Annotated in this window: 20 protein-coding genes; 8 read left to right on the top strand and 12 right to left on the bottom strand. The window is 63.5% G+C overall.

The genetic code is table 11. The features are described from left to right. Positions 1-90 precede the first annotated feature (90 nt). From JQ567_RS07950 to JQ567_RS38835, 6 genes are read right to left on the bottom strand one after another with little or no spacing between them, the layout of a single operon-like run. Positions 91-1,701 (bottom strand): ATP-dependent acyl-CoA ligase, encoded by a 1,611-nt coding sequence (locus JQ567_RS07950; protein WP_212438295.1) that lies wholly within the window; start codon positions 1,699-1,701, stop codon positions 91-93. Next, complete coding sequence (locus tag JQ567_RS07945; RefSeq protein WP_212438294.1) at positions 1,698-2,525, bottom strand: cyclase family protein; 828 nt, start codon at positions 2,523-2,525, stop codon at positions 1,698-1,700. The genes JQ567_RS07950 and JQ567_RS07945 overlap by 4 nt, the downstream gene beginning before the upstream one ends. Further along, a complete protein-coding gene (locus tag JQ567_RS07940) occupies positions 2,522-3,766 on the bottom strand; it encodes an SDR family NAD(P)-dependent oxidoreductase (protein ID WP_212438293.1) in 1,245 nt (414 codons plus the stop codon). The genes JQ567_RS07945 and JQ567_RS07940 overlap by 4 nt, the downstream gene beginning before the upstream one ends. A 13-nt stretch (positions 3,767-3,779) precedes the next feature. Next, positions 3,780-4,949 (bottom strand): thiolase family protein, encoded by a 1,170-nt coding sequence (locus JQ567_RS07935; RefSeq protein ID WP_212438292.1) that lies wholly within the window; start codon positions 4,947-4,949, stop codon positions 3,780-3,782. 5 nt (positions 4,950-4,954) lie between these two features. Next, positions 4,955-5,674 carry an ABC transporter ATP-binding protein gene (locus tag JQ567_RS07930; protein ID WP_212438291.1) on the bottom strand — a complete coding sequence of 240 codons (720 nt, stop codon included), beginning with the start codon at positions 5,672-5,674 and terminating at the stop codon, positions 4,955-4,957. Beyond that, positions 5,671-8,505 (bottom strand): ABC transporter permease subunit, encoded by a 2,835-nt coding sequence (locus JQ567_RS38835; RefSeq protein ID WP_312017369.1) that lies wholly within the window; start codon positions 8,503-8,505, stop codon positions 5,671-5,673. Before JQ567_RS38835 ends, JQ567_RS07930 begins: the two co-directional genes overlap by 4 nt. Before the next feature lie 158 nt (positions 8,506-8,663). Between JQ567_RS38835 and JQ567_RS07915 the strand changes: the two genes are divergently transcribed. The 3 genes from JQ567_RS07915 (at position 8,664) to JQ567_RS07905 (ending at position 11,461) form a co-directional block, all read left to right on the top strand. Further along, positions 8,664-9,149 carry a winged helix DNA-binding protein gene (locus JQ567_RS07915; protein WP_212438290.1) on the top strand — a complete coding sequence of 162 codons (486 nt, stop codon included), beginning with the start codon at positions 8,664-8,666 and terminating at the stop codon, positions 9,147-9,149. A 263-nt stretch (positions 9,150-9,412) separates the two neighbouring features. Continuing rightward, the gene (locus tag JQ567_RS07910; RefSeq protein ID WP_249165309.1) at positions 9,413-10,600 is read left to right on the top strand and encodes an ABC transporter substrate-binding protein; all 1,188 of its coding nucleotides are present in this window, start codon (positions 9,413-9,415) and stop codon (positions 10,598-10,600) included. 78 nt (positions 10,601-10,678) lie between these two features. After that, positions 10,679-11,461 carry an aspartate/glutamate racemase family protein gene (locus JQ567_RS07905; protein WP_249165308.1) on the top strand — a complete coding sequence of 261 codons (783 nt, stop codon included), beginning with the start codon at positions 10,679-10,681 and terminating at the stop codon, positions 11,459-11,461. Positions 11,462-11,530: 69 nt separating this feature from the next. On the opposite strand, the gene kynA is transcribed toward JQ567_RS07905, so the two are convergent. Both kynA and kynU read right to left on the bottom strand, forming a co-directional pair. Further along, positions 11,531-12,370 (bottom strand): tryptophan 2,3-dioxygenase, encoded by an 840-nt coding sequence (gene kynA / locus JQ567_RS07900; RefSeq protein ID WP_212438289.1) that lies wholly within the window; start codon positions 12,368-12,370, stop codon positions 11,531-11,533. After that, positions 12,367-13,560: a kynureninase gene (kynU, locus tag JQ567_RS07895; protein WP_212438288.1), complete on the bottom strand. Its 1,194-nt coding sequence runs from the start codon at positions 13,558-13,560 to the stop codon at positions 12,367-12,369. Before kynU ends, kynA begins: the two co-directional genes overlap by 4 nt. Positions 13,561-13,750: 190 nt before the next feature. Here kynU and JQ567_RS07890 point away from each other — a divergent pair, with 190 nt between their 5' ends. Beyond that, the gene (locus JQ567_RS07890) at positions 13,751-14,587 is read left to right on the top strand and encodes an alpha/beta hydrolase (protein ID WP_212438287.1); all 837 of its coding nucleotides are present in this window, start codon (positions 13,751-13,753) and stop codon (positions 14,585-14,587) included. A 30-nt stretch (positions 14,588-14,617) separates the two neighbouring features. Here the strand turns inward: JQ567_RS07890 and JQ567_RS07885 are convergent, their stop codons facing one another. Then, on the bottom strand, positions 14,618-15,412 hold the full coding sequence (locus JQ567_RS07885; protein WP_212438286.1) for a helix-turn-helix transcriptional regulator: 795 nt from the start codon (positions 15,410-15,412) through the stop codon (positions 14,618-14,620). 108 nt (positions 15,413-15,520) lie between these two features. Between JQ567_RS07885 and JQ567_RS07880 the strand changes: the two genes are divergently transcribed. Next, positions 15,521-16,306, top strand: coding sequence for an alpha/beta fold hydrolase (locus JQ567_RS07880; protein ID WP_212438285.1), 786 nt, complete (start codon positions 15,521-15,523; stop codon positions 16,304-16,306). A gap of 8 nt (positions 16,307-16,314) precedes the next feature. Here the strand turns inward: JQ567_RS07880 and upp are convergent, their stop codons facing one another. Genes upp through JQ567_RS07865 form a run of 3 tightly spaced genes read right to left on the bottom strand, consistent with a single transcriptional unit; the run spans position 16,315 to position 19,465 of the window. Beyond that, positions 16,315-16,944, bottom strand: coding sequence for a uracil phosphoribosyltransferase (upp, locus tag JQ567_RS07875; RefSeq protein ID WP_212438284.1), 630 nt, complete (start codon positions 16,942-16,944; stop codon positions 16,315-16,317). Between the two features lie 16 nt (positions 16,945-16,960). Continuing rightward, a complete protein-coding gene (locus JQ567_RS07870) occupies positions 16,961-18,184 on the bottom strand; it encodes a URC4/urg3 family protein (RefSeq protein ID WP_212438326.1) in 1,224 nt (407 codons plus the stop codon). Between the two features lie 30 nt (positions 18,185-18,214). Continuing rightward, positions 18,215-19,465, bottom strand: a complete 1,251-nt coding sequence (locus JQ567_RS07865; protein WP_212438283.1) for a GTP cyclohydrolase II — start codon at positions 19,463-19,465, stop codon at positions 18,215-18,217. Positions 19,466-19,782: 317 nt separating this feature from the next. Here JQ567_RS07865 and JQ567_RS07860 point away from each other — a divergent pair, with 317 nt between their 5' ends. From JQ567_RS07860 to JQ567_RS07850, 3 genes are read left to right on the top strand one after another with little or no spacing between them, the layout of a single operon-like run. Beyond that, positions 19,783-20,553 (top strand): 5-oxoprolinase subunit PxpA, encoded by a 771-nt coding sequence (locus JQ567_RS07860; RefSeq protein WP_212438282.1) that lies wholly within the window; start codon positions 19,783-19,785, stop codon positions 20,551-20,553. After that, a complete protein-coding gene (locus JQ567_RS07855; RefSeq protein ID WP_212438281.1) occupies positions 20,550-21,278 on the top strand; it encodes an allophanate hydrolase subunit 1 in 729 nt (242 codons plus the stop codon). Before JQ567_RS07860 ends, JQ567_RS07855 begins: the two co-directional genes overlap by 4 nt. Beyond that, on the top strand, positions 21,275-22,303 hold the full coding sequence (locus tag JQ567_RS07850) for a biotin-dependent carboxyltransferase family protein (RefSeq protein ID WP_212438280.1): 1,029 nt from the start codon (positions 21,275-21,277) through the stop codon (positions 22,301-22,303). Before JQ567_RS07855 ends, JQ567_RS07850 begins: the two co-directional genes overlap by 4 nt.

Below are 22,303 nucleotides of genomic sequence, written 5' to 3'. Positions count from 1 at the left end.
ATCCCGACGGGGCCTGGTGCCAATGACGGCCCGGTGTCGGATCGGCAAAAATGCTAAGCCGACATATTTTAAGTGTCAAATAATTATCCATTACACGGCACCCCGCTTCAGCCGGTAGCCGGCCGCTTCGCGATCCCAGGTCGATGCGGTCACGCCGCGCTCGCGCAGCTCGTATTTCCGGATCTTGCCGTTCTCCGTCCGTGGCAGGTCTGCGACAAAATCGATGAAGCGCGGCACTGCGAAATAGGGCAGCCGCAGCGCGCAGAATTGCATCAGTTCGATGGGCGTGATCGCCGCTCCCGGCCGCACCACCATCGCGGCCATCACTTCATCCTCGGCAAGTTCCGAGCGCACGGGAAAGACGGCCGTCATCTCGATGTCGGGGTGAGCCAGCAGCACCTGCTCGACCTCATAGGACGAGATGTTCTCGCCGCGCCGGCGGATCGCGTCCTTGAGCCGGTCCACGAAGCGGAAATAGCCGTTCTCGTCACGGATTACCCGATCGCCGGTATGGAACCAGAGATTCCGCCAGGCTTCCACGGTCTTCTCGGGCATGCCGAAATAGCCGCTCGCGAACGCAAACGGCTCGTCGGCGCGCAGTACGAGCTCACCAGCCTCGCCATCCGGAAGCTCAACGTCGTTGGCATCGACGACGCGCGCCTGAAAACCGTCGACGATACGGCCCATGGTTCCCGGCTTCTGCGTTTCCGGCGATGCGCCGATTACGAAATTGGTTTCGGTCGAGCCGTAACCTTCGAGCAGCGTAACGCCGGTGCGCGCAGCGAATGCCGCGCCAAGATTAGCGGGAACCCCCGGTCCGAGCCCAGTGCGGACTTGGTGTCGACGTTCGTCGGCGTGCGGTTCACCCGCCAGCAGGATCGGCACCATGGCGCCGAGCAGATAGATCACCGTTGCTTCGTTGCGGATCATGGCCGGCCAGAAGCCGGAGGCCGAGAACCGCGGTTCGAGGACCATGCGCGCGCCGCTAAGAAGCGCCTGCGCAAATGTATTGAGGGCATTGATATGGAACAGCGGCAGGGTTGTGCAAAGCACGTCGTTTGCCGTCAGGCCAAAAATCCGGCCGGAGTGGATGCCCCACCAATAATATTGCGCATGCGGGCACATCACGCCCTTGGATGGGCCGGTGGTGCCGCTGGTATAGATGATCGCGAACGTGTCGCCGGGACTGACGGGCGCCGCCGAAATCGCGGCGGCGCGTGGCGGCATGACCTCCATCGACGGCGCTGCAACCTTGGGCGGGGCATCGCCGCCGATCACCCAGATCGAACCAAGCGAGGCCATGCCTTCGGAGACATGGGCCAGGCGTTCGACGTATTGCGCCTCGATCGCGAACAGCCGCGCGCCGCTATTCGAAAGGTAATAGCCGATCTGCGGTCCCATCGCGGCGGTGTTGATCGGGACCGCGATGGCGCCGATCCAGCCGCAGCCCAAAACGATCTCCAGCATTTCGACGCGATTGGAGCAGAGGATCGCGACCCGGTCGCCGGCCGCAACGCCGGCCGCGCGTAACGTCGCGGCACGGCCGGCCGCGATGTCGCGCGCCTCGCGGAACGTCCATGAATCAGTTGCGCACGAGACCAGCGTCCGGTCGCCGTGGCTGCCGGCCTGAATCTCGAGCATGCGCGGCAGCGTCCGGTCTTCCGGTGGCAGCGGAATCATCCCGGGCGCATGGAGGCTCATGGGCGCGACGCTCCGGCCTGACTTGAAGGCACCAGTGCCAGCACGCGCAATGGGCTGCCGCTGCCCTGCTGGATCTTCAGCGGCGGCGCGATCAGCGAACTGCCGGTCGGCGGCAGCAGGTCGAGATTGGTCAGGCATTGCAGGCCATAGCGTCCGGCACCGTGCATGTAGTAGTGGCACGGATAGGGGGGCAAGAAATGCGCCGCCTGGCCCGCATCGGTGCCGATGGTTTCAGTGCCGAAGCCGAGCACGTCGCGCTTGTTGAGCAGGAAACGCACGGCGTCAGGATCGGGACCTGGCGTGTGCTGCCCGACGTCGTCGAAATTCTGATAGGCCGCCGGATCGCTCTTCTTCGACCAGTCGGTGCGCATCAGCACCCAGCATCGCGGCGGGATCTTGCCGTGCACGGCTTCCCATGCCTTGATGAAATCCGGCGTCAGCAGGAAGTCGGCATCCTGTGCGGATTCCTTCGAGCAGTCGATGACCACGGCGGGCGCAATGAAATCGCCAACCGGGATCGTATCGGTAGAGCTGTTGGGAAGGTCGCGGCCCGAGACCCAATGGATCGGGGCGTCGAAATGCGTGCCGGTATGTTCGCCAAAGGACAAATTGTTCCAGTACCAGGCGCCGCCGCGTTCGTCGTAACGCGAAATCTCTTCCATACGGAATGCGCGGCTCTGGCCTATTTCCGGCGGCATCACGATGCTTGGAAAATCGGGACCAAGCGTCTGCGTCAGATCGATGATGCGGATCGCGCCGGTCGCGAGTGCTGCGGTGAAGCCCGCCAGGATTTCAGGGCCGGGCGCTGGATCATGCGGTTTCATCGGCCAAGCTCCCGTTCCAGTGCCTTCGGATTGTCGCGGAAACGGGCGAGCCAGTCCTGCGCGATATCGCCGGGATAGACGTCCTCGACCGATCCCTTCAGCGCGCCGACGATGGCGCGGGCGACCGCCGATGGCGCCAATTTCGGCGGCAGCAGCAGCTGATTCCATTCGTCGTCGATCGGTCCCGGAAAGATGTTGACGACCCTGATGCCGGCGACACGCATTTCGGCGCGCAATGCCTGTGCGACCGAAAGGGCCGCGGCCATCGATGCCGAATAAGTCGCGTGCTGCGGAAAATTGGACAGCGCATAGATCGACAGCAGATTGACCCAGGCCACCGCGCTTGTTTCGCCATCGGCGCCGCGCGACTGCATCACCGGACCGAACGCCTGGGCCAGCCGCAACAGGCCGAAGCAGTTGGTCTCCATCTCCGCACGTGCGGTTTCGACGCCGGCGCGGCCGAAAATGCCAAACGTGCGATGATGCTCTGCAGTGTTGATCACGATGTCGACCTTGAAGCCGAGTTCGGCGGCAAGCTCATTGACCGACTTGGTGTCGGTGACATCGAGCGGGACCAGCGTCACCTTGGGCAGTTCGGCGATCGCTGGCCAGCCCGGCGGATTCTTCCAGGGTTCGCAATGGCCGGCCCAGACGAGGTCGGCGCCGGCCTCCAGCACCGCTTTCACGACAGCCTGGCCGACCGGTGACTTGGCGTCGGTGACCAGCACTTTGCGGAATCTCGGATCCGACGTGAAATTGCGCAGCTTCGGCTCGTCGGCGAGTGCGGTATTGCCACCATCCGGCTTGGCGACAAGCGCGGCCTGGCCGGCGCGGTCGAGCACGGCTTCCACGATGACCGGAGACGGTGCCGGACCACAGCGCGTATCGAGGTGGACGACGAGGCTGACGCCTTCGGCCAGACGGACCAGTCCAAGCCGCCAGGGCATGCGTTCGCGAAAGAACAGTTCCTGGGAATGATGCAACGTGGTCTCGCTGACGAGTTCGCCGCGTCCGCTCATCACGGTCCATTCGAGTTCGGCCGACAGACAGCGAACGCAGGCCTCGCGCGGCGGATATTGCACGGCGCCGCAGGCCGCGCAGCATTGCAGTTCGAGGTTACCAAGCGCCGCACCGCGAACGAGGCCGAGCGCAATCCGGCTGCGGCGGTCCGGCGGCAGTGTCGGCGCGCGCGTCTTCAGGATCGGGTTCTTGCGCTTCGGCCGTTTGATTGTTTCACTCATCATCAAGTCCCAATCATGTTGCGGCGAGAATGGCGGCGCCGGTGCATAGTCCCCGGTCGAAGTTGATCATGCCGAATCCGGAGACCAGCGCATGACGCGCGTTCTCGACCCGGGCGCCAAGCGACTGTCCCGTGACCTGCCGGAGCGCTTCGACGATCCCGAGCGTGCCGCCGGCGGCACCGGCCTGGCCGACAGATAGTTGGCCACCCGATGTGTTGAAGGGAAAGCTGCCGTTCGCTTCGAAAGTGTTGCGACGAATGAAGTCGGGCCCTTCGCCCTTGCCGCAGAAGCCGAGATCCTCGATCTGCAAGACGCAGATGACCGGATAATCGTCATAGGCCTCGAGCAGGTCGATGTCTTCAGGCCCGATGCCTGCGCTTTCGTACAGACGATCGCGGTCCATTGCCCAGCCGCCGCGGTGCTGCACCGGATCGTCAGGGAAGGCGTTGTGCCGCTCGATGGCGCCGGTCAGCCGCGCGTGCGGCAGGGCGAGGCGCCGTGCCCGGTCCTCGCTCATGACGAGAAAGGCCTCGGCGCCGGCGCAAGGCATCACGCAATCGAACAGCCGAAGCGGGTCGGCCACCGGCCGGGCGTTAAGATACTCGTCCAGGGTCAGCGGCTTTTTGAACAGCGCATGGGGGAACTGCAACGCGTTCGAGCGCTGCGCGACGCAGAGCTTGCCGAAATCCTCAGGCTTCGCCCCATAGGTTCGCATGTAATAGGCCGTGAGGAAGGCGAAACTGGTATTCGGCCCACCGGCGCCATAGGGATAAACCGCGTCCTGCGCGAACATGCTGAAGGTCGCCGTGCTGAGCCGGAAGCTGTCGACGTGGTTGGTGTCGCCGGCGATGCAGGCAACGATCTCGGCGTCACCGGCCTGAACCGCGCGCGCGGCGCGGCGGAGGCTGACTATGCCGGAAGCACCGCCCATCGGCACGTGATCGAGCCAGCGCGGCGAAAGGCCGAGATGCTGGGTCAGGCCGACGGCGCTGTCGGGCGCCAGCGTGAAGCTCCCCACGCACAGGCCGTCGACCTCGTCCTTGGAAATCCCGGCGCCATCAACCAGGGCCTTCAGCGCGCGGGCGATGAACCAGTGCGCGCCGCGGATGGAGAAGCGCTCATAGGGCACGGTGACGGGTACCGCGACGGCGACCCCGTCGTAACTTGCAATGCGGTTTGCCATGGCGGTCAATGCCCTCCGCCAAGATAAGTTGCCTGCACGCGGGCATCGCCGAGCAGGCTGGCGGCTTCACCGTCGAGCACGATCTCGCCGGTTTCCAGCACATAGCCGTAGTCGGCGATTTCGAGTGCCGCCTTCGCATTCTGCTCAACCAGCAGGATCGAGACGCCGGCGTCGCGCAGGCCAGCGACGATGCGCAGGATGTCGCGCACGATCAGCGGCGCGAGGCCGAGGCTGGGCTCGTCGAGCATCAGGAGCCGCGGCGCCGACATCAGCGCGCGGCCAAGCGCAAGCATCTGGCGTTCGCCGCCGGAAAGCGTGTCGGCGCGTTGCGCCCGCCGTTCGGCAAGACGCGGAAACCGCCCATACGTCTCGTCGAGCGCGCGGGCGACGAAGGCACGATCCGAACGGCGCGGGTAGGCTCCGAGCACGAGATTGTCGTAGACCGTTAACTCTCCGAACAGCTCCCGCGTCTCGGGCACCAGGCAGAAGCCGTGCTCGACGCGCGCCTCGACGTCGAGCTTCAACAGATCCTGGCCTTCGAAGATGAGCCGGCCGCGCGATGGCAACAGGCCGATGGTGGCGGCGAGCAGGGTGGTCTTGCCCGCGCCGTTCGGCCCGATCACCGTGACGATCTGGCCTCTCTGCAGCGATAGCGAAACGCCGCGCACGGCTTCGACCTTGCCGTAAGCCACATGAAGATCTGTTATTTCGAGCATCGCGCTCATAATACGCCTCCGAGATAGGCTTCCTGCACCTTCGGATCGGCGCGGACCGCTGCCGGATTTCCCTCGACCAGTTTGCAGCCGAACTCCATGACCACCAGCCGGTCGACCAGGCCCATGACGAAATCCATGTCATGCTCGACGATCAGGATCGTGACGCCCTCATCGCGGATCTGGCGCAAGACCTTGGCAAGGGCTTCCTTCTCCGGCGGCCGCAAGCCTGCGGCCGGCTCATCCAGCACCACCAGCACGGGATCGGCCGCCAGCGCGCGGGCGACTTCCAGAATGCGCTGTCCGCCGAGCGGAAGGTTGCCGGCGAGTTCGTAAGATTTGTCGCCGAGGCCGACGCGCTGCAATTGCCGCTGGGTCTCGTGCAGCGTCCGCCGCTCTTCGGCGCGATCGAGCCGAAGTGCGCTCTTCAGGAAGCCGGTCGCGGTGCGCGCATAGGCGCCGAGCGCGACGTTGTCGATCAGGCTCATGTTCGGCCGCAGCTTCACATGCTGGAACGTGCGCGCGATGCCCATGCGCGCGATTTCCATCTGTGGACGGTACGTGATGTCCTCGCCCAGAAAACTGATCCGGCCGGCGTTGGCCTGCAACGCGCCGGTCAAGAGGTTGAACATCGTGCTCTTGCCGGCGCCGTTCGGACCGATCAGGCCCAGGATCTCGCCGGCCTTGAGATCAAAACTCACTTTGTTGACGGCGGTCAGTCCACCGAACGTCCTCACGGCGTCTTCGACTTTCAGGATCAGCGTGCCATTTTCGGGCAGCGCGCGGCGTGCCATCGGCTCCGCCGCCGCAGGCGCCGGGCGCGTGCCCTTGGGCAGGCGCTTGGCGATGAACGCGATGAGGCCGCCCCGGGCGTTTTGCAGCAGCAGGACAAGGAGAACGCTGAAAGCGATGATCTCGAATTGCGCCGGGTTCTTCGTCACCAGCGGCAACACATCCTGCAACCAGTTCTTGAGCAGCGTGATCAAAGCGGAGCCGGCGACGGCGCCCGCGATATGGCCGGCACCGCCCGCCATCGCCATCAGCAGGTATTCGATGCCGGGCTTGACGTCGAACGGGGCCGGGCTGATGAACCGATTCATGTGCGCATAGAGCCAGCCGGCCAGTCCAGCGAGCAGGGCGGCAATCACGAAGGTGACAAGGCGAATTCGGAAGATGTTGACGCCAAGGCTCGCCAGCAGAATTCCGCCGCCGCGCAGGCTTCTGATGGCACGGCCCTCGCGGGAATTGAGCAGGTTGGCGCTCGCCAGCATGGCGAGCCCGACCATCAGCCAGATCAGATAGAAGATGGTTTGCGAGGAAATCAGTGGGACCGACGCGATGGTGATCGGCGGGATGCCGGCCATGCCGGTGTTCTGCCCGAGGCCCGCGACATTGCCGAACAGGAAATAGATCGAGATGCCCCAGGCGATCGTGCTGAGCGAGAGAAAATGCCCGCCGAGCCGCAGCGTCAGCGCGCCGATCGCCAGCGCCGCAAGCCCGGTCATCGCCAACGCCAGCAGCAATCCGAGCCACGGCGACAAATCGAGCGTCACGGTTGCCCAGGCCGTCGCATAGGCGGCGATGCCGACAAAGGCGGCTTGCCCGAACGACGTCATGCCGCCGATGCCGGTCAGCAACACCAGCCCGAGCGCGACCAGCGCGGAGATGCCGATATAGTTGAGAAGCGTAATGGCGAAGCTGCCGAGCAGTGCAGGTGCAATCAGCAGGGCGATGACGGCGGCGCTGATCAGGCCGATGCGAAGCGGCGCGCTCAGCGCGATCGCGTCGGGCATTTCCATTTCCTCGCCTTCCTCATCGGCATGCCCGGCCGATTTCCAGGATTGCCAGAGCAGCACCGGGATCAGTAGGCCGAACACGATCACTTCCTTGTAGGAACTGCTCCAGAACGAGGCGAAGCTTTCCATGATGCCGACAAACACGGCGCCGAGCGCTGCAATCGGATAGCTGGTGAAGCCGCCGATGATGGCGCCGATAAAGGCTTTCAGCCCGATCATGAAACCGGAATCGTAATAGATCGTCGTGGTCGGGCCGATCAGGATGGCGGAGACGCCGGCGAGCAGCGAGGCAATGAAATAGGCGATGGTGCCGGTGCGTGCCGGCCGGATACCGACGAGCCGCGCGCCGATGCGGTTGACCGCGGTGGCGCGCAGCGCCCGGCCCGACATCGAGCGCTCGAAGAACAGGAAGAAGAGCAAGCTGAGCAGGGCGGCGGTGACCAGCATCAGCAGTACCTGCGCCGATACGATGACGCCGCCGAAGCTGTAGATGCCATTGACCAATGGACGAATGCGGAATCCTTCGGCGCCAAAGGCCATCAGGCCCAGTCCGCTGATCGCGAAATGAACGGCCAGCGCGATGATGAGCAGGACCAGCACGGAAGCATCGGCGGCGGGCCGAAACGCAATACGGTCGAGCAGCGGGGCGATCGGCAGCACGAGCACCAGCGCAAGGACGATCTGCACCGCCTGGGGCAGGGCGTATGATGCGGCGACCCAGGCCAGCACGCAGGGAACAAGCGGCAGCAGGCCATACAAGAATACCGAACACGGGATCCGCGCGTGTTCGCCTGATCGGTAATGACCGGCCGCATCGACAACGGTTGCGATGATGGCCAGGATCGCGACCACCCAGATCGTGCCCGGCACCCGGCCAAGTTCGAACGCGGCGATCGAGAGCACACAGAACGCCGTGATATCGCCGAACGGCACGAACACGACGCGGGTGACCGAAAAGATCAGCACGAGGCCGAGGCCCGCCAGCAGATAGATCGCTCCATTGGCGATCCCATCGAGCAGCAGAATGATGGCGATTTCAGTCGTCATGCGATCCAGCACCTTGATTAGTCAGGTTAATACATTAAATTGCTGTTTGAAATTGATATTTGAGGAGGCGTTCTGTGGCCAAAAAACAAGCAGTTTCGGCGCAAATAGCGGCAGTAGTCACGGAGCCGGCCGCCGAAATTTCGCCGATCGAGCAGACCGTGAACGCGTTCGAATATGCCGCCTGGCATTTCGGTTCGGCGTTCGCCCGCTGGCGGCGCGACTGTCTGGGCGCCATGCCAACGAACGCGCTGGGCGGCACAGAGGCCTCGATCCTGCACGTGCTTCACCTGAATGGCACGCCGAAGGGCCTGAGCGACGTGGCGCGGCTTCTGCATCGCGATGATCTTGCCAATCTGCAATACGGGCTGAAAAAGCTGCTTTCGCTGGGCTTTATCGAGAAAGCGAGCAATGGCGCCTCGCGCCGCAACACCACTTACGTACCCACCGAGTCCGGCCGTGCGATCGTCGACGCTTATCTGCAGCACCGGCGCGACACCCTGGTCCGTCTGGTCGGCAGCATGTCGGGCACCCAGGACGCACTGCAGCAGGCGACGTCGATCCTGCATGTGATGACCGGACTCTACGATCAGGCCAGCACGATCCTTTCCAGCCAGATCGGCGACACCCTCGGCCTTCGGCCATAAGGCATGAATTGCAACTTTAATCGGTAAGTTGATCATGTGAATTGCCTCTTGACGGAGGCCATACTGCACGCTTTTATATTTTATGTCTAAAACAATTTTTGTCCGGAATGGCGGATGGCGCGGCTGTGAACAGTAAATCAAGCCACGACGCGGGGATGAGCCGGCGGCCATGCCGCCGTCGGCCCGCCATCGCTCCGGTCTCCCACTTCTTCAGTAGCCCGGCCCCCGTCGACTGACCGGCGGCCCAACAGGAGGTAGCGACGATGAGCAGACAGATGATTTCGCGCCGAAACGTTCTCGTCGGCGGTGCAGCACTCTCCGGTTTCGTCGCGGCTCCCGCGATCCTTCGGGCGCAGTCCGCTCCCATCTCCGTCGGTTTCGTGACCGGTCAGACCGGACCGGGCGCCTCCATCGGCATTCCCTATTCAAGGGGAATTGCCGCTGCCATGGCTTACCTCGACACGATCGAAGGCCATAAGATCAGGCTGGTCCAGATGGACGATGGCGGCGATCCATCGGCTTCCACGCGCAATGCCCGCAAGCTAGTCGAAGAAGAAAAGGTCGACCTGTTGATCGGGACGTCCGGCCTGCCGGGCTCGGTCGCGATGGCGGCGGTCGCCGGCGAGCAGAAGGTGCCGTTCGTTTCCATCTCGCCGCTTCCGCCGACAGCGGGCAAGGGTGACGGCGGCTTCTGGGCGATTTCGATTCCGCAACCGCCGCCGCTGATGGTCGCAGCCGTGGTCGCGCAAATGCAAAAAGCCGGCATCAAGAGCCTCGGCTATATCGGCTTCAGCGATGCCTGGGGCGATCTTGTCTTCAACGCGCTGTCCAAGACGGCCGCGCCCATTGGCATCAAGATCCTGACAGACGAGCGCTATGCGCGCCCCGATACCACGGTGACCGCACAAACGCTCAAGATCATCGCCGCTCAGCCTGATGCCGTCATGACCGGCGGTTCGGGAACGCCGGGGGCGCTGCCGTTTTTGGCGCTGCGCGAGCGCGGTTTTCGCGGCCCGATCTATGGCACGCATGCCCTGATCAACCCTGACTTCATCCGGGTCGGCGGCGCGGCGGTCGAAGGCGTTCTGGCGCCAACCGGGCCGGTGATCGTCGCCGAACAATTGCCCGACAGCAACCCGGTGAAGAAGGTCGGTCTGGAATTCCGGGCCGCTCACCTCAAGGCCAACAACGTCGCCTCGACCGATGCCTTCTCGGCCTATTCCTTCGACGGCTGGCTGGTTTTCGCCGCCGCGGCCAAGCGCGCGCTCGCGTCGACACCGCCCGGTACGCCGGCCTTCCGGGCGGCGTTGCGCGATGAGCTCTACCGCACCAAGGACGTGGTGGGCTCGCATGGCGTCTACAACTATACCCAGAACGACAATTCCGGTGTTGACGAACGCGCACGCGTCATCGTCACGCTCGAGAAAGGGGCGTGGAAGTTGCTGGCCTGAGCCACGGTCTCGACGATCGCGCCGCATTCATCAAACGCCGCGCCGTCCGCACGACGCGCGCGGAAGGAGACGCCTGCCATGAAGCCGATCCGCATCTGGTATCAGAGCTACGTCGATTACGAGAACGGCAAGACCTATTGGGATCGTTTGCGCAAACATCTCGATGACATTGTGGAGCCCGGCACCACGATCGACATCAAGGGCATTACGCCGCACGATTCCTATGCCCACGCGATTGTCGAATTTCGTTGCGCGCGCGAAGTGATCTGCAATGCGGTGCGGGCTGAGCGCGAGGGATACGATGCCTTCGTGATCGGCCACTTCCAGGATGCCGGTCTCTACGAAGCCCGCTCGGTGGTCGATATTCCGGTTCTGGCACTCGGCGAATCGTCGATGCTCCACGGCTGCCAGCTCGGCCAGCGCAGCGGCATCATCACGATCAATCCCCGCTACATACCCTGGTTCCATCACCAGATCACCAAATACGGGCTGGAGCGCCGGGTTGCGGGCACCCACGCCATGACATTCGAGCCAGGGCAGATCTTGAAGGCCTATGAATCGGAAGCGCTGGCGCGTGAGGTCGAAGAGCTGTTCGCCGAACAGGCGCGGCCGCTGGTGGCCAAGGGCGTCGAAGTGCTGATTCCGGGCGGCGGCATCCCGATGCTGCTGTTTGCCGCGCTCCGCAATCACGCGATCGACGGCGCGCCTGTTATCAACGGCATCCCGATCGTGGTGAAGATGGCTGAAATGGCGGTCAAACTTCGCCGTCTCACCGGCCTCGGCGTCAGCCGCGCGGGAGAATTCGTCAAGCCGCCAGTGGAGATCATCGAGGAATTCATGACGCATCCGAAGCTCGGCTAGCGATCACAACTCAGCAGGCTAGCCCGGAGTACGGGTCCCGCATATCGCTGCGCTCGTGCGGGCTACTTGCTAAAGCTCGGTTCTTACTTTCCAAAGTTCCGGGAAAAGTTCGACCTCGAGCATCTTGCGCAAATAGGATACGCCCGACGTGCCGCCGGTTCCGCGCTTCAGGCCGATAATGCGCTCGACCGTGGTGACGTGGTTGAAGCGCCAGCGGCGGAAGTAGTCTTCGAAATCGACCAGTTTTTCGGCCAGCTCGTACAGCATCCAGTGTTTCTCGGGAGATGCGTAGACGGTTTTCCAGGCATCCAGCACCTTGTCATTTGCGGTTCGCGTCAGGCGCCAATCCGGTCGATGCGCATCTTCGCCGATGTCGAAGCCGTTGCGCGCGAGCAGAAGCAACGCTTCGTCGTAGAGACTGGGCTGGCTCAAAATCTCCTCCAGCTTCGCGACGATGTCGCCGCGGTGGGCATGAGGACCGAGCATTGCAACATTGCGGTTGCCGGCGAGGAATTCGATCGCCCGGTACTGGTACGACTGGAAGCCTGACGACTGGCCGAGCTGGTCGCGAAATTCGGTATACTCGCTCGGCGTCATCGTCCGCAAAACATCCCAGGCGCCCGTGAGCTGCTCGAAGATCCGGGCGATGCGCGACAGCATCTTGAAGGCGGGTTGGAGCTTGTCGTTGCGGATGGCCTTGATGGTGGCGCGGATTTCATGGATCGCCAGCTTCATCCAGAGTTCGGAGGTCTGATGCTGGATGATGAACAGAAGTTCGTCGTGCGCATCTGAAAGCGGTTCCTGCGCGTCCAACACGCGTTCCAGATGCAGATAATCGCTGTAGGACATCCGCCCGTCGAACGACATCTGGGCTCCCTCGCGGGAGGGGTCGTAAGGTTTTTCGGTCATGTCACGACAGCCATTTTGCGATACTCCGCGGCATCCCAGCGGCGATTGTTCACGACGTTCTCGATCGCATCGACCGCCGCGCGAACCTCGGCCTCGCCGATGTAAAGCGGCGTGAAGCCGAAGCGTATCGCGTCGGGAGCGCGAAAATCGCCGATCACGCCGCGCGCGATCAGCGCCTGCATGATCGCGTAGCCGCTCGGGTGGCGAAACGACACCTGGCTGCCCCGCTTGTTGCCGTCCCGCGGCGAGGCCAGCGCCAGTTCCGGACAACGGGCTTCGACTTCGCGGATGAACAGGTCTGCCAGCGCGATCGACGCCTTGCGGACCTCGTTCATGCTGACGCCCTCCCAGACATCGAGCGCGGCGTCGAGCGCGGCCATCGCAATGACGGGAGGCGTTCCAACCCGCATTCGTTCGATGCCGGCGCCCGCCCGGTAATCAAGATCGAACGCAAACGGCGCCTGATGCCCCAGCCATCCGGAAAGCGCCGGCCGCGCCGTGTCGGCATGTCGAGGCGCGACATAGATGAAGGCCGGCGCGCCAGGACCGCCATTGAGATATTTGTAGGTGCAGCCGACCGCGAAGTCGGCTTTGGCGCCTGACAAATCGACCGGAATGGCGCCCGCGGAGTGGGCGAGGTCCCAAACCGTCAATGCGCCGGCGGCGTGCGCTTTCTGCGTCAATGCCTTCATGTCGTGAAGGCGGCCGGTGCGATAGTCGACTTCGGTCAGCATCAGCACCGCAATCGTTGCGTCGATGGCGTCTTCGACTTCCTCGGGGGCGACAATTTTGAGCTGATATCCCCGGTCGAGCGATCTGAGCAGACCCTCGGCCATGTAGAGATCGGTCGGAAAGTTGCCGTTGTCGGACAGGACCACCCGCCTGCTGGAATTGAGTTCGAGCGCTGCGGCAAGCGCCTGATAGACCTTGATCGACAGGGTGTCGCCGATCACCACGGTGCCCTCGGGCGCGCCGATCAGCCGGCCGACGCGGTCTCCGATGCGGCGCGGCTGGGCCATCCATCCGGCGCTGTTCCAGCCCCTGATAAGCTGTTTTCCCCATTGCTCGGACATCATGCCGCGGACGCGATCGGTCGCCGCAACGGGCAGGGGACCGAGCGAGTTGCCGTCGAGATAGATGACGCCATCCGGCATATGAAACAGGGATCTCGTTCGCGTGAAATCGGTCATCATTGGCCTCGTTCGCAGGCGGCGGATACATACTCGCATGGCGGCGAATTGTTTCAAGCCCATAAGTTATATGTCTAAAATACTTTTGGACTTGTCCTGCAGGCGGCCGATGTGAGTAGATATCGTCGAACTGAATCCTGATCGTAGGCGCCTGCGCCGGCTACTCAAGACCAAACGGAAACCGACCCGCATGATCTTTCACCAGATTTCCGACTGGAACGACGCCTACGCCAACGGCCCTAACATCCCCGGTGGCGAACGCTGGCCGGCGGCCTGGGTGCAACCCGCCCAGACCTATCGCGATGAATTAGGGGGTCGTGGCCGCGCGACGCTTGATATCGGCTATGGCGAGCGGCCGCGAAACCGCTTCGATCTGTTCCGTCCCGAGGGCCAACCCAAGGGACTGGTCGTTTTCGTCCATGGCGGGTTCTGGCGCGCCCTCGACAAGAGTTTTTGGTCACACCTCGCGCGTGGCGCCGTCGAAAGCGGCTATGCGGTGGCGATGCCTTCCTACACGCTTTGTCCGGCGGTTCGCGTGGCCGATATTACGCGCGAAATTGCCGCCGCGATCGCGCAGGCGGCCTCGATGGTGGAAGGCCCGATTTTCCTGACAGGCCACTCCGCAGGCGGACATCTGGTCACGCGCATGATTTCGGCGACTTCGCCGCTGTCGGAGGTCGCCCGCGCGCGTATCCGCAATACCGTCTCGATCTCTGGCGTCCATGACCTTCGCCCAATGCTGAAGACCGCGATGAATGCCGAACTGCGGATCGACGACGCCGAAGCGCAAACTGAAAGCCCCGTGCTGTTGCGGCCTTTGCCTGGTGCCCGGGTGACCTGCTGGGTGGGCAGCGCGGAGCGCCCGGAATTCGTCCGCCAGAATGCCTTGCTAGCCAATATCTGGACCGGGCTCGGCGCGCAAACCTGCACGGTCGAAGAACCCGGTCGCCACCATTTCAACGTCATCGATGGCCTGGCCGATCGGAATCATCCGATCGTCCGGACCCTCTTGGCCGATGCCGTGTAGTTCACCATGACTTTGCGGGCACCGATGGACCTATTCGGTCGCGGAAGGTCCACGATGAAGCCGCGCGACGAGGGCCGCGCGATTGCCCACCGCGAGCTTCTCGAAAATATGGTCGAGATGCGAACGGACGGTCCAGTAGCTGATCTGCAGTGATCTGGCGATGGCGCGATCGGTTAAGCCGTTCACGACGCCCGCAGCTATCTGCCGTTCCCTGACCGTCAGTTGCTGAAAGCAAAACGAGGCGGGGGCGAGGCTCTGGTTGCGCACCTCTCGGGTCGCCCGCAGCAGCACCGGCTGCAATAGTCCCAGCAGCAACATCTCGCGCGACCCGACCGGCGTGCGGCCTCGATCGCGCCAGAACCTGAAGTCGCCAACGTTCGTATCGCCGGCATAGAGATGGAGATCGATACCGTCGGTGGTCCGGTAGGTCCGCAAGAATTCGTGAAAGTAGCGCGTGCGCTCGAGTTCATCGCGGCGGATCACCGAATAGATCGGCGTCGGACCCTTGCGGTGCCGAAGCCGCGGCGAAATAGGGTCACAGCTCTGAAATTCCACGACATAGGCACGCGCCATGTCCATTCCGCGGCCGACGCACATGGCGTTTTCGTAGCGGCCACTGGCGGGATTCCACAGGGTGGTCCCGATGAAATCCATCGATAGCAGGTGCTGCAGATCCGAGGCCACGCCTGGCGCTGTCAGCAGCCAATCGGGAGCCAATGGCTCGAGCAGGGCCTCGCTTACCCGCTTCAGGAGCGTCACATCCTTCGAAGAAAAGACTAAGCGCCATGGCGATGCCGGGGGCTCCTGTCGTGCGGCGAGGCGCATCCCAGAAAACAGGGATAGTGAGCAAATATTGTGAAAGCTAGCGTGGGGTGCGTCAAGCGCGGGAGGGGAGCCCCATCACCTCCCGGTTGGATCAAGACGAGGAACGACATGAAGATCTCAATGCCGGATGGATGCGGACTCCATGTCGAGTCGGAAGGACATGGCGATACGGCCATCGTGTTTCTGCACGGCATCATGATGAGCGGTGCCGTCTTCAAGCGGCAGGTCAGTGCGATGTCCGCCGACCATCGGGTCGTCACCGTCGATCTCCGCGGCTTCGGCCAGTCCGACAAGCCGGAAACCGGGTACTCCGGAGAGAACTTTGTCGCTGATCTGAAGGGCGTCATCGATCATCTCAATCTGACGCGGCCGATCATTGCCGGCTGGTCGATGGGCGGAGCCATCGCGCTGGCATTTGCGGCCACGTTTCCGGGGATAGCCTCGCGGTTGGTGCTGATCGGTACGACGCCATGCTTGATTCAGCGACCCGATTGGCCGCACGCGGTGCCGCCGGCGGCCGCCGAGCAACTCGGGCAGGCGCTGGCGACCGACTATGACGCGGGTGTCGACGGCTTCTGTCGCATGATGTTCCCGGAAGCCAATTCTGACGACGATATGAACTTTGTCAGGCAGATCATGCTGGCGACACCGCCGCGTGTCACGCTGGCCTGCATGCAGAATCTCGGGGGCAGCGATCTTCGTCCGCTGCTAGGTTCGATCCGTGAGCCGGTTAGCGTCCTCTGTGGCGCCAAAGATATGGTTTGCCCGCCAGCGGCAAGCCGGTTCCTGGCCGAGACGCTTGGCGGAAAAATCGCACTCATACCCGGCGGCGGGCACTGCGCGTTCCTGACCAGGGCCGAGGAATTCAACAGCGTGCTCCGCGCGGCACTTTGATCGCCAGCCTATTTGGTGCCATAGGCACGGTCCCCGGCATCGCCGAGACCGGGCACAATGTAGGCGTTTTCGTCCAGCCCCTGGTCGATCGCGGCGAGCCAGATCGGAACGTCCGGGTGAATGCCGCGCATGCGCTCGACGCCTTCCGGCGCGCCGATCAGGCACACCAGTCGAATGTCGTTGGCGCCGCGCTCTTTCAGCCGGTCGACCGCGGCGACGGCGGAGTTCGCCGTTGCCAGTACCGGTGAGATCACGATCACCAGCCGTTCGTGCAGATCGCTCGGGGCCTTGAAGAAATATTCGACGGCAACGAAGGTTTCCGGTTCGCGGTAAAGACCGATATGCGCGATACGCGCGGTCGGCACCAGATCGAGCATGCCTTCCGCAAAGGTCACGCCGGCACGCAGTACCGGCGCGAACACCAGCTTCTTGCCCGCGATCTGCGGCGACTTCATGTGCGCGAGTGGCGTTTCGATTTCGACGTCGGCCAGCGGCAGGTCACGCGTGACCTCATAGCAAATCAGCATCCCGATCTCCTTGAGGAGCTCGCGAAACGACTTGGTCGAAATGTCTTTTCTCCGTAACAGCGTTAGCTTGTGCTGCACCAGCGGGTGACTAACGATCGTGACGCCGTCCATGTTGCTAATCCCAAATCTAGAAAACAGTGCCGTCGCTGATAATTTTCACCGGCGGCGAAGCGTCGGCGCGGCGTTCGCGCGCCAACAATCGACCCGCCGCCCAGGTGCCACCCTCGAGAATTTTTGCCAATGGCATCGAGGTGGCATCGACTTTGAGCCGGTGTCGTAAACCATCGGCGATGCGGTCAAGCAGCGCCACCGTCAGCGCACGCCATTCCACGACCAGCGGTGACGCGACCTCGTGTTCCTGCTGCGCGGATTCCGGATCGCGAAACGCGAGCACGCCGGTATCGATGAACAGTCCGCCATTGCGATATTCGGCGAGGCCGGTGAGACCATCGATATCGGTCACGGTGATGCCGGCCGTTTGCAGCGGCTCGATCAGGGAGTAAGCCAGCCATTGCGAGAGCTTGTGCAGCGGCACGAGGCCACTGGTCGCATCTGCGGTCGTCAGCATCGGATGCTTCCAGCAGTCGCCGAGCGGGATTCCGCCCAGCGTCAGCCGCGATGGCCAGATTGAGCCGAGCTGTTGCAGCAACTCCGCAAGAATAGTTGGGGCGGGAAGCTTTCCGCCGTCGGTGAGCTTTGCCAGTCGATCGAACAGGCCGCCGGGCCGCGGCGCGTCCTGGCTGCCGAACACATCCGGCTTCGAGGTCACCAGCCGGCCCAGCCGGCGCAGCAGCTCAGCGCGACCGTCCATTCCGACCAGTGGATTGGTATCTGAGACCTGCATGCCATGCTCGAGATCGGCGACGGTCAGATTTGCAAGGATTTCGCCATCGGAGCGCAGCGGTTCCTGCGGATCGGCGGAGAATGCGCCGCCCGCGAACATCGCGAGGCTGGCGAGCCCCAATCCTTCCGAACGGCCGATCGCCGATCCGGTTTTCGGATCGTGGTAGCGCCACGCCGGCCCGGCGCCGGCATCGAGAAAGACGCTGACGATCGCCAGATCGAATTCGGCCCGGGCGCGGGCCGCCCGGCCGGGCCATTTGGTCCGGCCGGCGATATCGGCCCAGCGATTGTCCCCATTGGTGACGAAGTGCCGCCAGCGCGAATGAAAGGGAACGTCGAAGGAGGGATAGGCCTTGCGCGTGGTCTCCAACACCAGATCGACGGCGCTGTCCATGCGATCGAGATGAACACGGAAATTCGGCAGCCTGTCGTCAAGGCCGATTGCGAGCATGCGATGCGCCCGCTCACGGACCGCGCTGGCGTTCAGCAATGACAACGCGGCCGAAATCTCCGGATCTGCGGGGGACACGGCGCCCTCTCAATATTTTTCGAGCGGACGGCCGACCGGATTGTCCGGACTTTCTTGCGGCTCGGGCGTGTAGTAGCCGGCGGCTTTCTTTGCCGCGATTTCCACATGCGCGTCGGCTGGGATCATGTCGTCGGGGATAGGCACACGCTCGACGATTTCGATGCCCTGGCCGGTCAGCGCATCGTGCTTCATGTCGCTCATGGATACGAAGCGATCGATCCGCTTCAGGCCGAGCCAATGCACCACATCCGGCATCAATTGCTGGAACCGGGCGTCCTGCACGCCGGCGACGCATTCGGTGCGCTCGAAGTACTGGGCCGCGGCATCGCCGCCTTCCTGACGCTTGCGCGCGTTGTAGACCAGAAACTTCGTCACTTCGCCGAGCGCGCGGCCTTCCTTGCGATTGTAGATGATGATGCCGAGACCGCCGGTTTGGCCGGCGCGCGCGCATTCCTCGATGCCGTGAATGAGGTACGGACGGCAGGTGCAGATATCAGAACCAAACACGTCGGAGCCGTTGCACTCGTCATGCACGCGGCAGGTGATCTTGGTATGGTGGTCCGGCAGCTTGGTAACGTCGCCGAACAGATAGGCCGTGGTGCCGCCGATCGGCGGCAGAAAGACCTGCAGATCGGGCCGTGTTACCAGCTCCGGAAACATGCCGGCGGTCTGCTCGAACAATTGCCGCCGCAGATTGTTTTCGGTGGTCGCGAAGCGCTCCGCCAGGCCCGGCAGATACCAGACCGGGTCGATCGCGACCTTGACCACGGAGACGCTGCCGTTCTTGTGCACGAACTCGCCGTCGTGCTTGAGCCGTCCGGCTTCGATCGCCGCCTGCAACTCGGGCAGGTCAAGGCGCGCGCGGGTGATGGCAATGCTCGGGCGGATGTCGATGCCCTCGGCGATCTCGGTTGCAAAATTTTCCGCGGCGAGATGTCCCCAGGGATCCAGCGAAACGATCCGCTGCGGATCGGTCCATTGCGGAAACGGCCCAATGGTTTCGGCGGGGTGGGTGTTGGTGAGATCCGGGCGCCGGATCGGATCGAGCGCGCCGGAGGAGACAGCGAGCGCGCGATACACCGAATAGGAGCCGCCATGGGTGCCGATGACGTTGCGGTCCTGCGGGCGCGACACCGTGCCGATCACCGGTCCGCGCTCGCGCGCGCTGGCGGCGCCCCAGCTGATTGGAAAGTTGAGCTTGGCACCCGGAGCCGGGTGCGACGTAATGCGAATATGATCAACCCGATTGGAACGAGTCATCGCTACGAACCCTGAAACGGCGACGGCCCGCCTGAACAGACGGGCCTGGTCACACCAACGTTAAATTCAGCAGCGGTTGCAGCTGAGAGAGCAATATAATCAAATCTTGGCCGATTACAACGGCGATCAGAACGTGCCACGGAGGCCTTCCCGGCCTGTTAACCTTTTGGGTGCGGTGCCGCGATGCCTGTTCTTATGCCCCCGCGGTATTGCAGGGCAGAAATCGGCATCGGTCGATGCCTCCCGACTTTACGATCCCGTGTTTCGCGGCGAAGGTGACGTTCAATTGCGGAATCAGCAACGCCCAGGAGACCGCCATGCCAACCGTCGACCTCAATTCCGATCTTGGCGAAGGATTTGGAACTTATCGCTGCGGCGACGATGACGCTATGCTCGCCATCGTCACCTCGGCCAACGTGGCCTGCGGGCTTCATGCCGGCGACCCCGAGGTGATGGCGCGGACGTTTGCCATCGCGCGCAAGCGCGGCGTCGCGGTGGGGGCCCATCCCGGGTTTCCCGATCTGTGGGGTTTTGGTCGCCGCCGTCTCCCGTTCTCGAATGGCGAGATCGAAAGGCTCATCGCCTACCAGATCGGGGCGGCCATGGCGCTTGCGGCTTACGCCGGTCATCGCATCACCTATGTGAAGACCCACGGCGCGCTCGGCAACATCGCCTGCGAGGAACGCGACGTTGCGGACGCGGTAGCGCGGGCGGTGCGGGCGGTCGATCCCAATCTGGCATTGCTGGCCATCGCGGTGACGGAGCTGGTCGCGGCCGGTGAAGCCGCGGGACTTGAAATTCATCAGGAGATCTATGCCGACCGCGGCTACACCGAAACCGGGCAATTGATCCCGCGCGGCCAGCCCGGCGCAATGATCGAGGGCGCGGAAGAAGCTGCCGCGCGCGTGCTCGCGATGGTCGAGGCGGGGGCTGTGATCACGGCAAGCGGCAAGCATTTGCCGACCCCGATCCGTTCGATCTGCGTTCATGGCGATTCCGACCATGCGGTCGCGACCGCCAGCCTCGTGCGCGCGCGATTGGAGCAGGCCGGTATCGCGCTGAAACCTTTTAAACCGATGGCCGTATGACACTGCAGATCGACCCGCGCTTTCTCGACGCGGGGGAAGCCGCCCTCGTCGTCGAATTCGGTGACACCGTTGATCCCGTGATTAACGACAGGGTGCTCGCCCTCGACGCGGCTTTGCGTGCCGATCCTCCGACAGGAACGCGTGAATTCGTGCCGACCTATCGCTCGCTGATGATTCACTATGATCCGCTTGGGATCGACAGGGAAACGCTGGTTGCCATTGTGCGCCGTATGATGACGGGTGTTACCGAATGGCGGGGCGAGGGCACCATTTGGACGTTGCCTTGTTGTTACGATCCCGCGCTGGCCGAGGATCTCGACGAGGCCGCCAAGATCCTTGGCCTCACACGGGATGACGTCGTCGCTTTGCATACGAAGGCGACGTATCGCGTCTACATGTGTGGATTCACGCCTGGCCAGATCTATCTGGGCGGCGTACCCGAGCAGCTAAAGATTTCGCGCCGCGCGACACCAAGACCGCCGCATCCGGCCGGTGCGGTGTCGATCGGAGGTGGTCTTGGCACCGTTGTGCCGTTCGTGATGCCGACCGGTTGGTATGTCATCGGCCAAACGCCGGAGCGTCTCTATGCCGCGGAACGCCAAGATGCCTTTCTGATCCAGGCCGGCGATCTCGTGCGGTTTGAACCGATCGATCTCGCGACGTTTCGCGATCTGGCGCAACGCGCCGGGAGCGGCGAAATCGTTGCCCGCAAGCGTGCCGCATGAGGGCTGACGCTTCGGAGGCGATCCTTCGCATTCTGTCGGCCGGGCCGGGTGCGACGCTGCAGGACGCCGGCCGGCACGGCTATCTGCGCTTTGGTGTCACCGCCGCAGGCCCGATGGATCCGCTGGCGCATGCCACGGCAAACCTTGCGGTTGGCAATCCCGCGGGCGCAACCGCGATCGAAGTGTCCGTCGGTGGGTTAGAAGTGACCGCCGAAGCCGGAGCGCTCCATGTCGCCGTTGCCGGCGGCGAATTCTCGCTCAGCCTCGACGGCAAGTCGCTCCCGCCGGCGGTGGTACTCAATCTGGAGGCAGGCGCCGTACTGAAAATTCGCGCCGGCGGTCGCGGCTGCTGGTGTTATCTGGCGGTGGCGGGCCGCTTTATCGTGCCAAAGGTGCTGGGCTCTCACGCCACCCACACGCGCACCGGCTTCGGCGGCGTGAATGGCCGCGCACTTGCCGCGGGCGATCGTCTCGCCATCGAACGATCCGCTTCTTCGACACCGTCGCTGAGCGCCATCGCAGCACCATGGCTCGACCGTCCCCTCGACGCTATTCGCGTGGTCCTAGGCCCTCAGCACGACTACTTCGCCGACGACCAGATCGCCGCCTTTCTCGCCGGGCCCTGGACCGTCTCCGCCAAGGTCGATCGCATGGCGTATTACCTCGACGGACCCCAACTGGCGCACGCGCGTGGCTACAACATCGTGTCCGACGGAATTGCCATGGGGGCGATCCAGGTGCCGGGAGACGGCCGTCCGATCGTTCTGATGGCCGATCGTCAATCCACCGGCGGTTATCCCAAGATTGCGACCATCATCGGTCCCGATCTTGGCCGGCTGGCGCAGGCGCGACCGGGAGCGGTGTTCAGATTCGCGGCTGTCACGATCGGGCAGGCGGTCGAAGCGCGCCGCAGCGAGGCGACGTTGCTGGCGCGCGGCATTGTCGTCGAACCGCTGACGCGCACCCATCTCAGTTCAGAGTTTCTGCTCGGCCTCAATCTGATCGACGGTGTCGTTGGGGGTTGA

This window comes from Bradyrhizobium sp. AUGA SZCCT0431 (assembly GCF_018131065.1).
In the GTDB taxonomy this organism is placed as follows: Bacteria; Pseudomonadota; Alphaproteobacteria; order Rhizobiales; family Xanthobacteraceae; genus Bradyrhizobium.
The sequence above is the reverse complement of the archived record's forward strand: the minus strand, read 5'-3'. Positions and strand labels throughout refer to the sequence as shown.

Coding starts and splice junctions, on each gene's coding strand:
- JQ567_RS38835 (WP_312017369.1), bottom strand. CDS start 8,505: ATGACGACTGAAATCGCCATCATTCTGCTGCTCGATGGGATCGCCAAT.
- JQ567_RS07940 (WP_212438293.1), bottom strand. CDS start 3,766: ATGAGTGAAACAATCAAACGGCCGAAGCGCAAGAACCCGATCCTGAAG.
- JQ567_RS07910 (WP_249165309.1), top strand. CDS start 9,413: ATGAGCAGACAGATGATTTCGCGCCGAAACGTTCTCGTCGGCGGTGCA.
- JQ567_RS07945 (WP_212438294.1), bottom strand. CDS start 2,525: ATGAAACCGCATGATCCAGCGCCCGGCCCTGAAATCCTGGCGGGCTTC.
- upp (WP_212438284.1), bottom strand. CDS start 16,944: ATGGACGGCGTCACGATCGTTAGTCACCCGCTGGTGCAGCACAAGCTA.
- JQ567_RS07865 (WP_212438283.1), bottom strand. CDS start 19,465: ATGACTCGTTCCAATCGGGTTGATCATATTCGCATTACGTCGCACCCG.
- JQ567_RS07855 (WP_212438281.1), top strand. CDS start 20,550: ATGACACTGCAGATCGACCCGCGCTTTCTCGACGCGGGGGAAGCCGCC.
- kynU (WP_212438288.1), bottom strand. CDS start 13,560: ATGACCGATTTCACGCGAACGAGATCCCTGTTTCATATGCCGGATGGC.
- JQ567_RS07885 (WP_212438286.1), bottom strand. CDS start 15,412: ATGCGCCTCGCCGCACGACAGGAGCCCCCGGCATCGCCATGGCGCTTA.
- JQ567_RS07850 (WP_212438280.1), top strand. CDS start 21,275: ATGAGGGCTGACGCTTCGGAGGCGATCCTTCGCATTCTGTCGGCCGGG.
- JQ567_RS07930 (WP_212438291.1), bottom strand. CDS start 5,674: ATGAGCGCGATGCTCGAAATAACAGATCTTCATGTGGCTTACGGCAAG.
- JQ567_RS07950 (WP_212438295.1), bottom strand. CDS start 1,701: ATGAGCCTCCATGCGCCCGGGATGATTCCGCTGCCACCGGAAGACCGG.
- JQ567_RS07935 (WP_212438292.1), bottom strand. CDS start 4,949: ATGGCAAACCGCATTGCAAGTTACGACGGGGTCGCCGTCGCGGTACCC.
- JQ567_RS07890 (WP_212438287.1), top strand. CDS start 13,751: ATGATCTTTCACCAGATTTCCGACTGGAACGACGCCTACGCCAACGGC.
- kynA (WP_212438289.1), bottom strand. CDS start 12,370: ATGACCGAAAAACCTTACGACCCCTCCCGCGAGGGAGCCCAGATGTCG.
- JQ567_RS07880 (WP_212438285.1), top strand. CDS start 15,521: ATGAAGATCTCAATGCCGGATGGATGCGGACTCCATGTCGAGTCGGAA.
- JQ567_RS07905 (WP_249165308.1), top strand. CDS start 10,679: ATGAAGCCGATCCGCATCTGGTATCAGAGCTACGTCGATTACGAGAAC.
- JQ567_RS07860 (WP_212438282.1), top strand. CDS start 19,783: ATGCCAACCGTCGACCTCAATTCCGATCTTGGCGAAGGATTTGGAACT.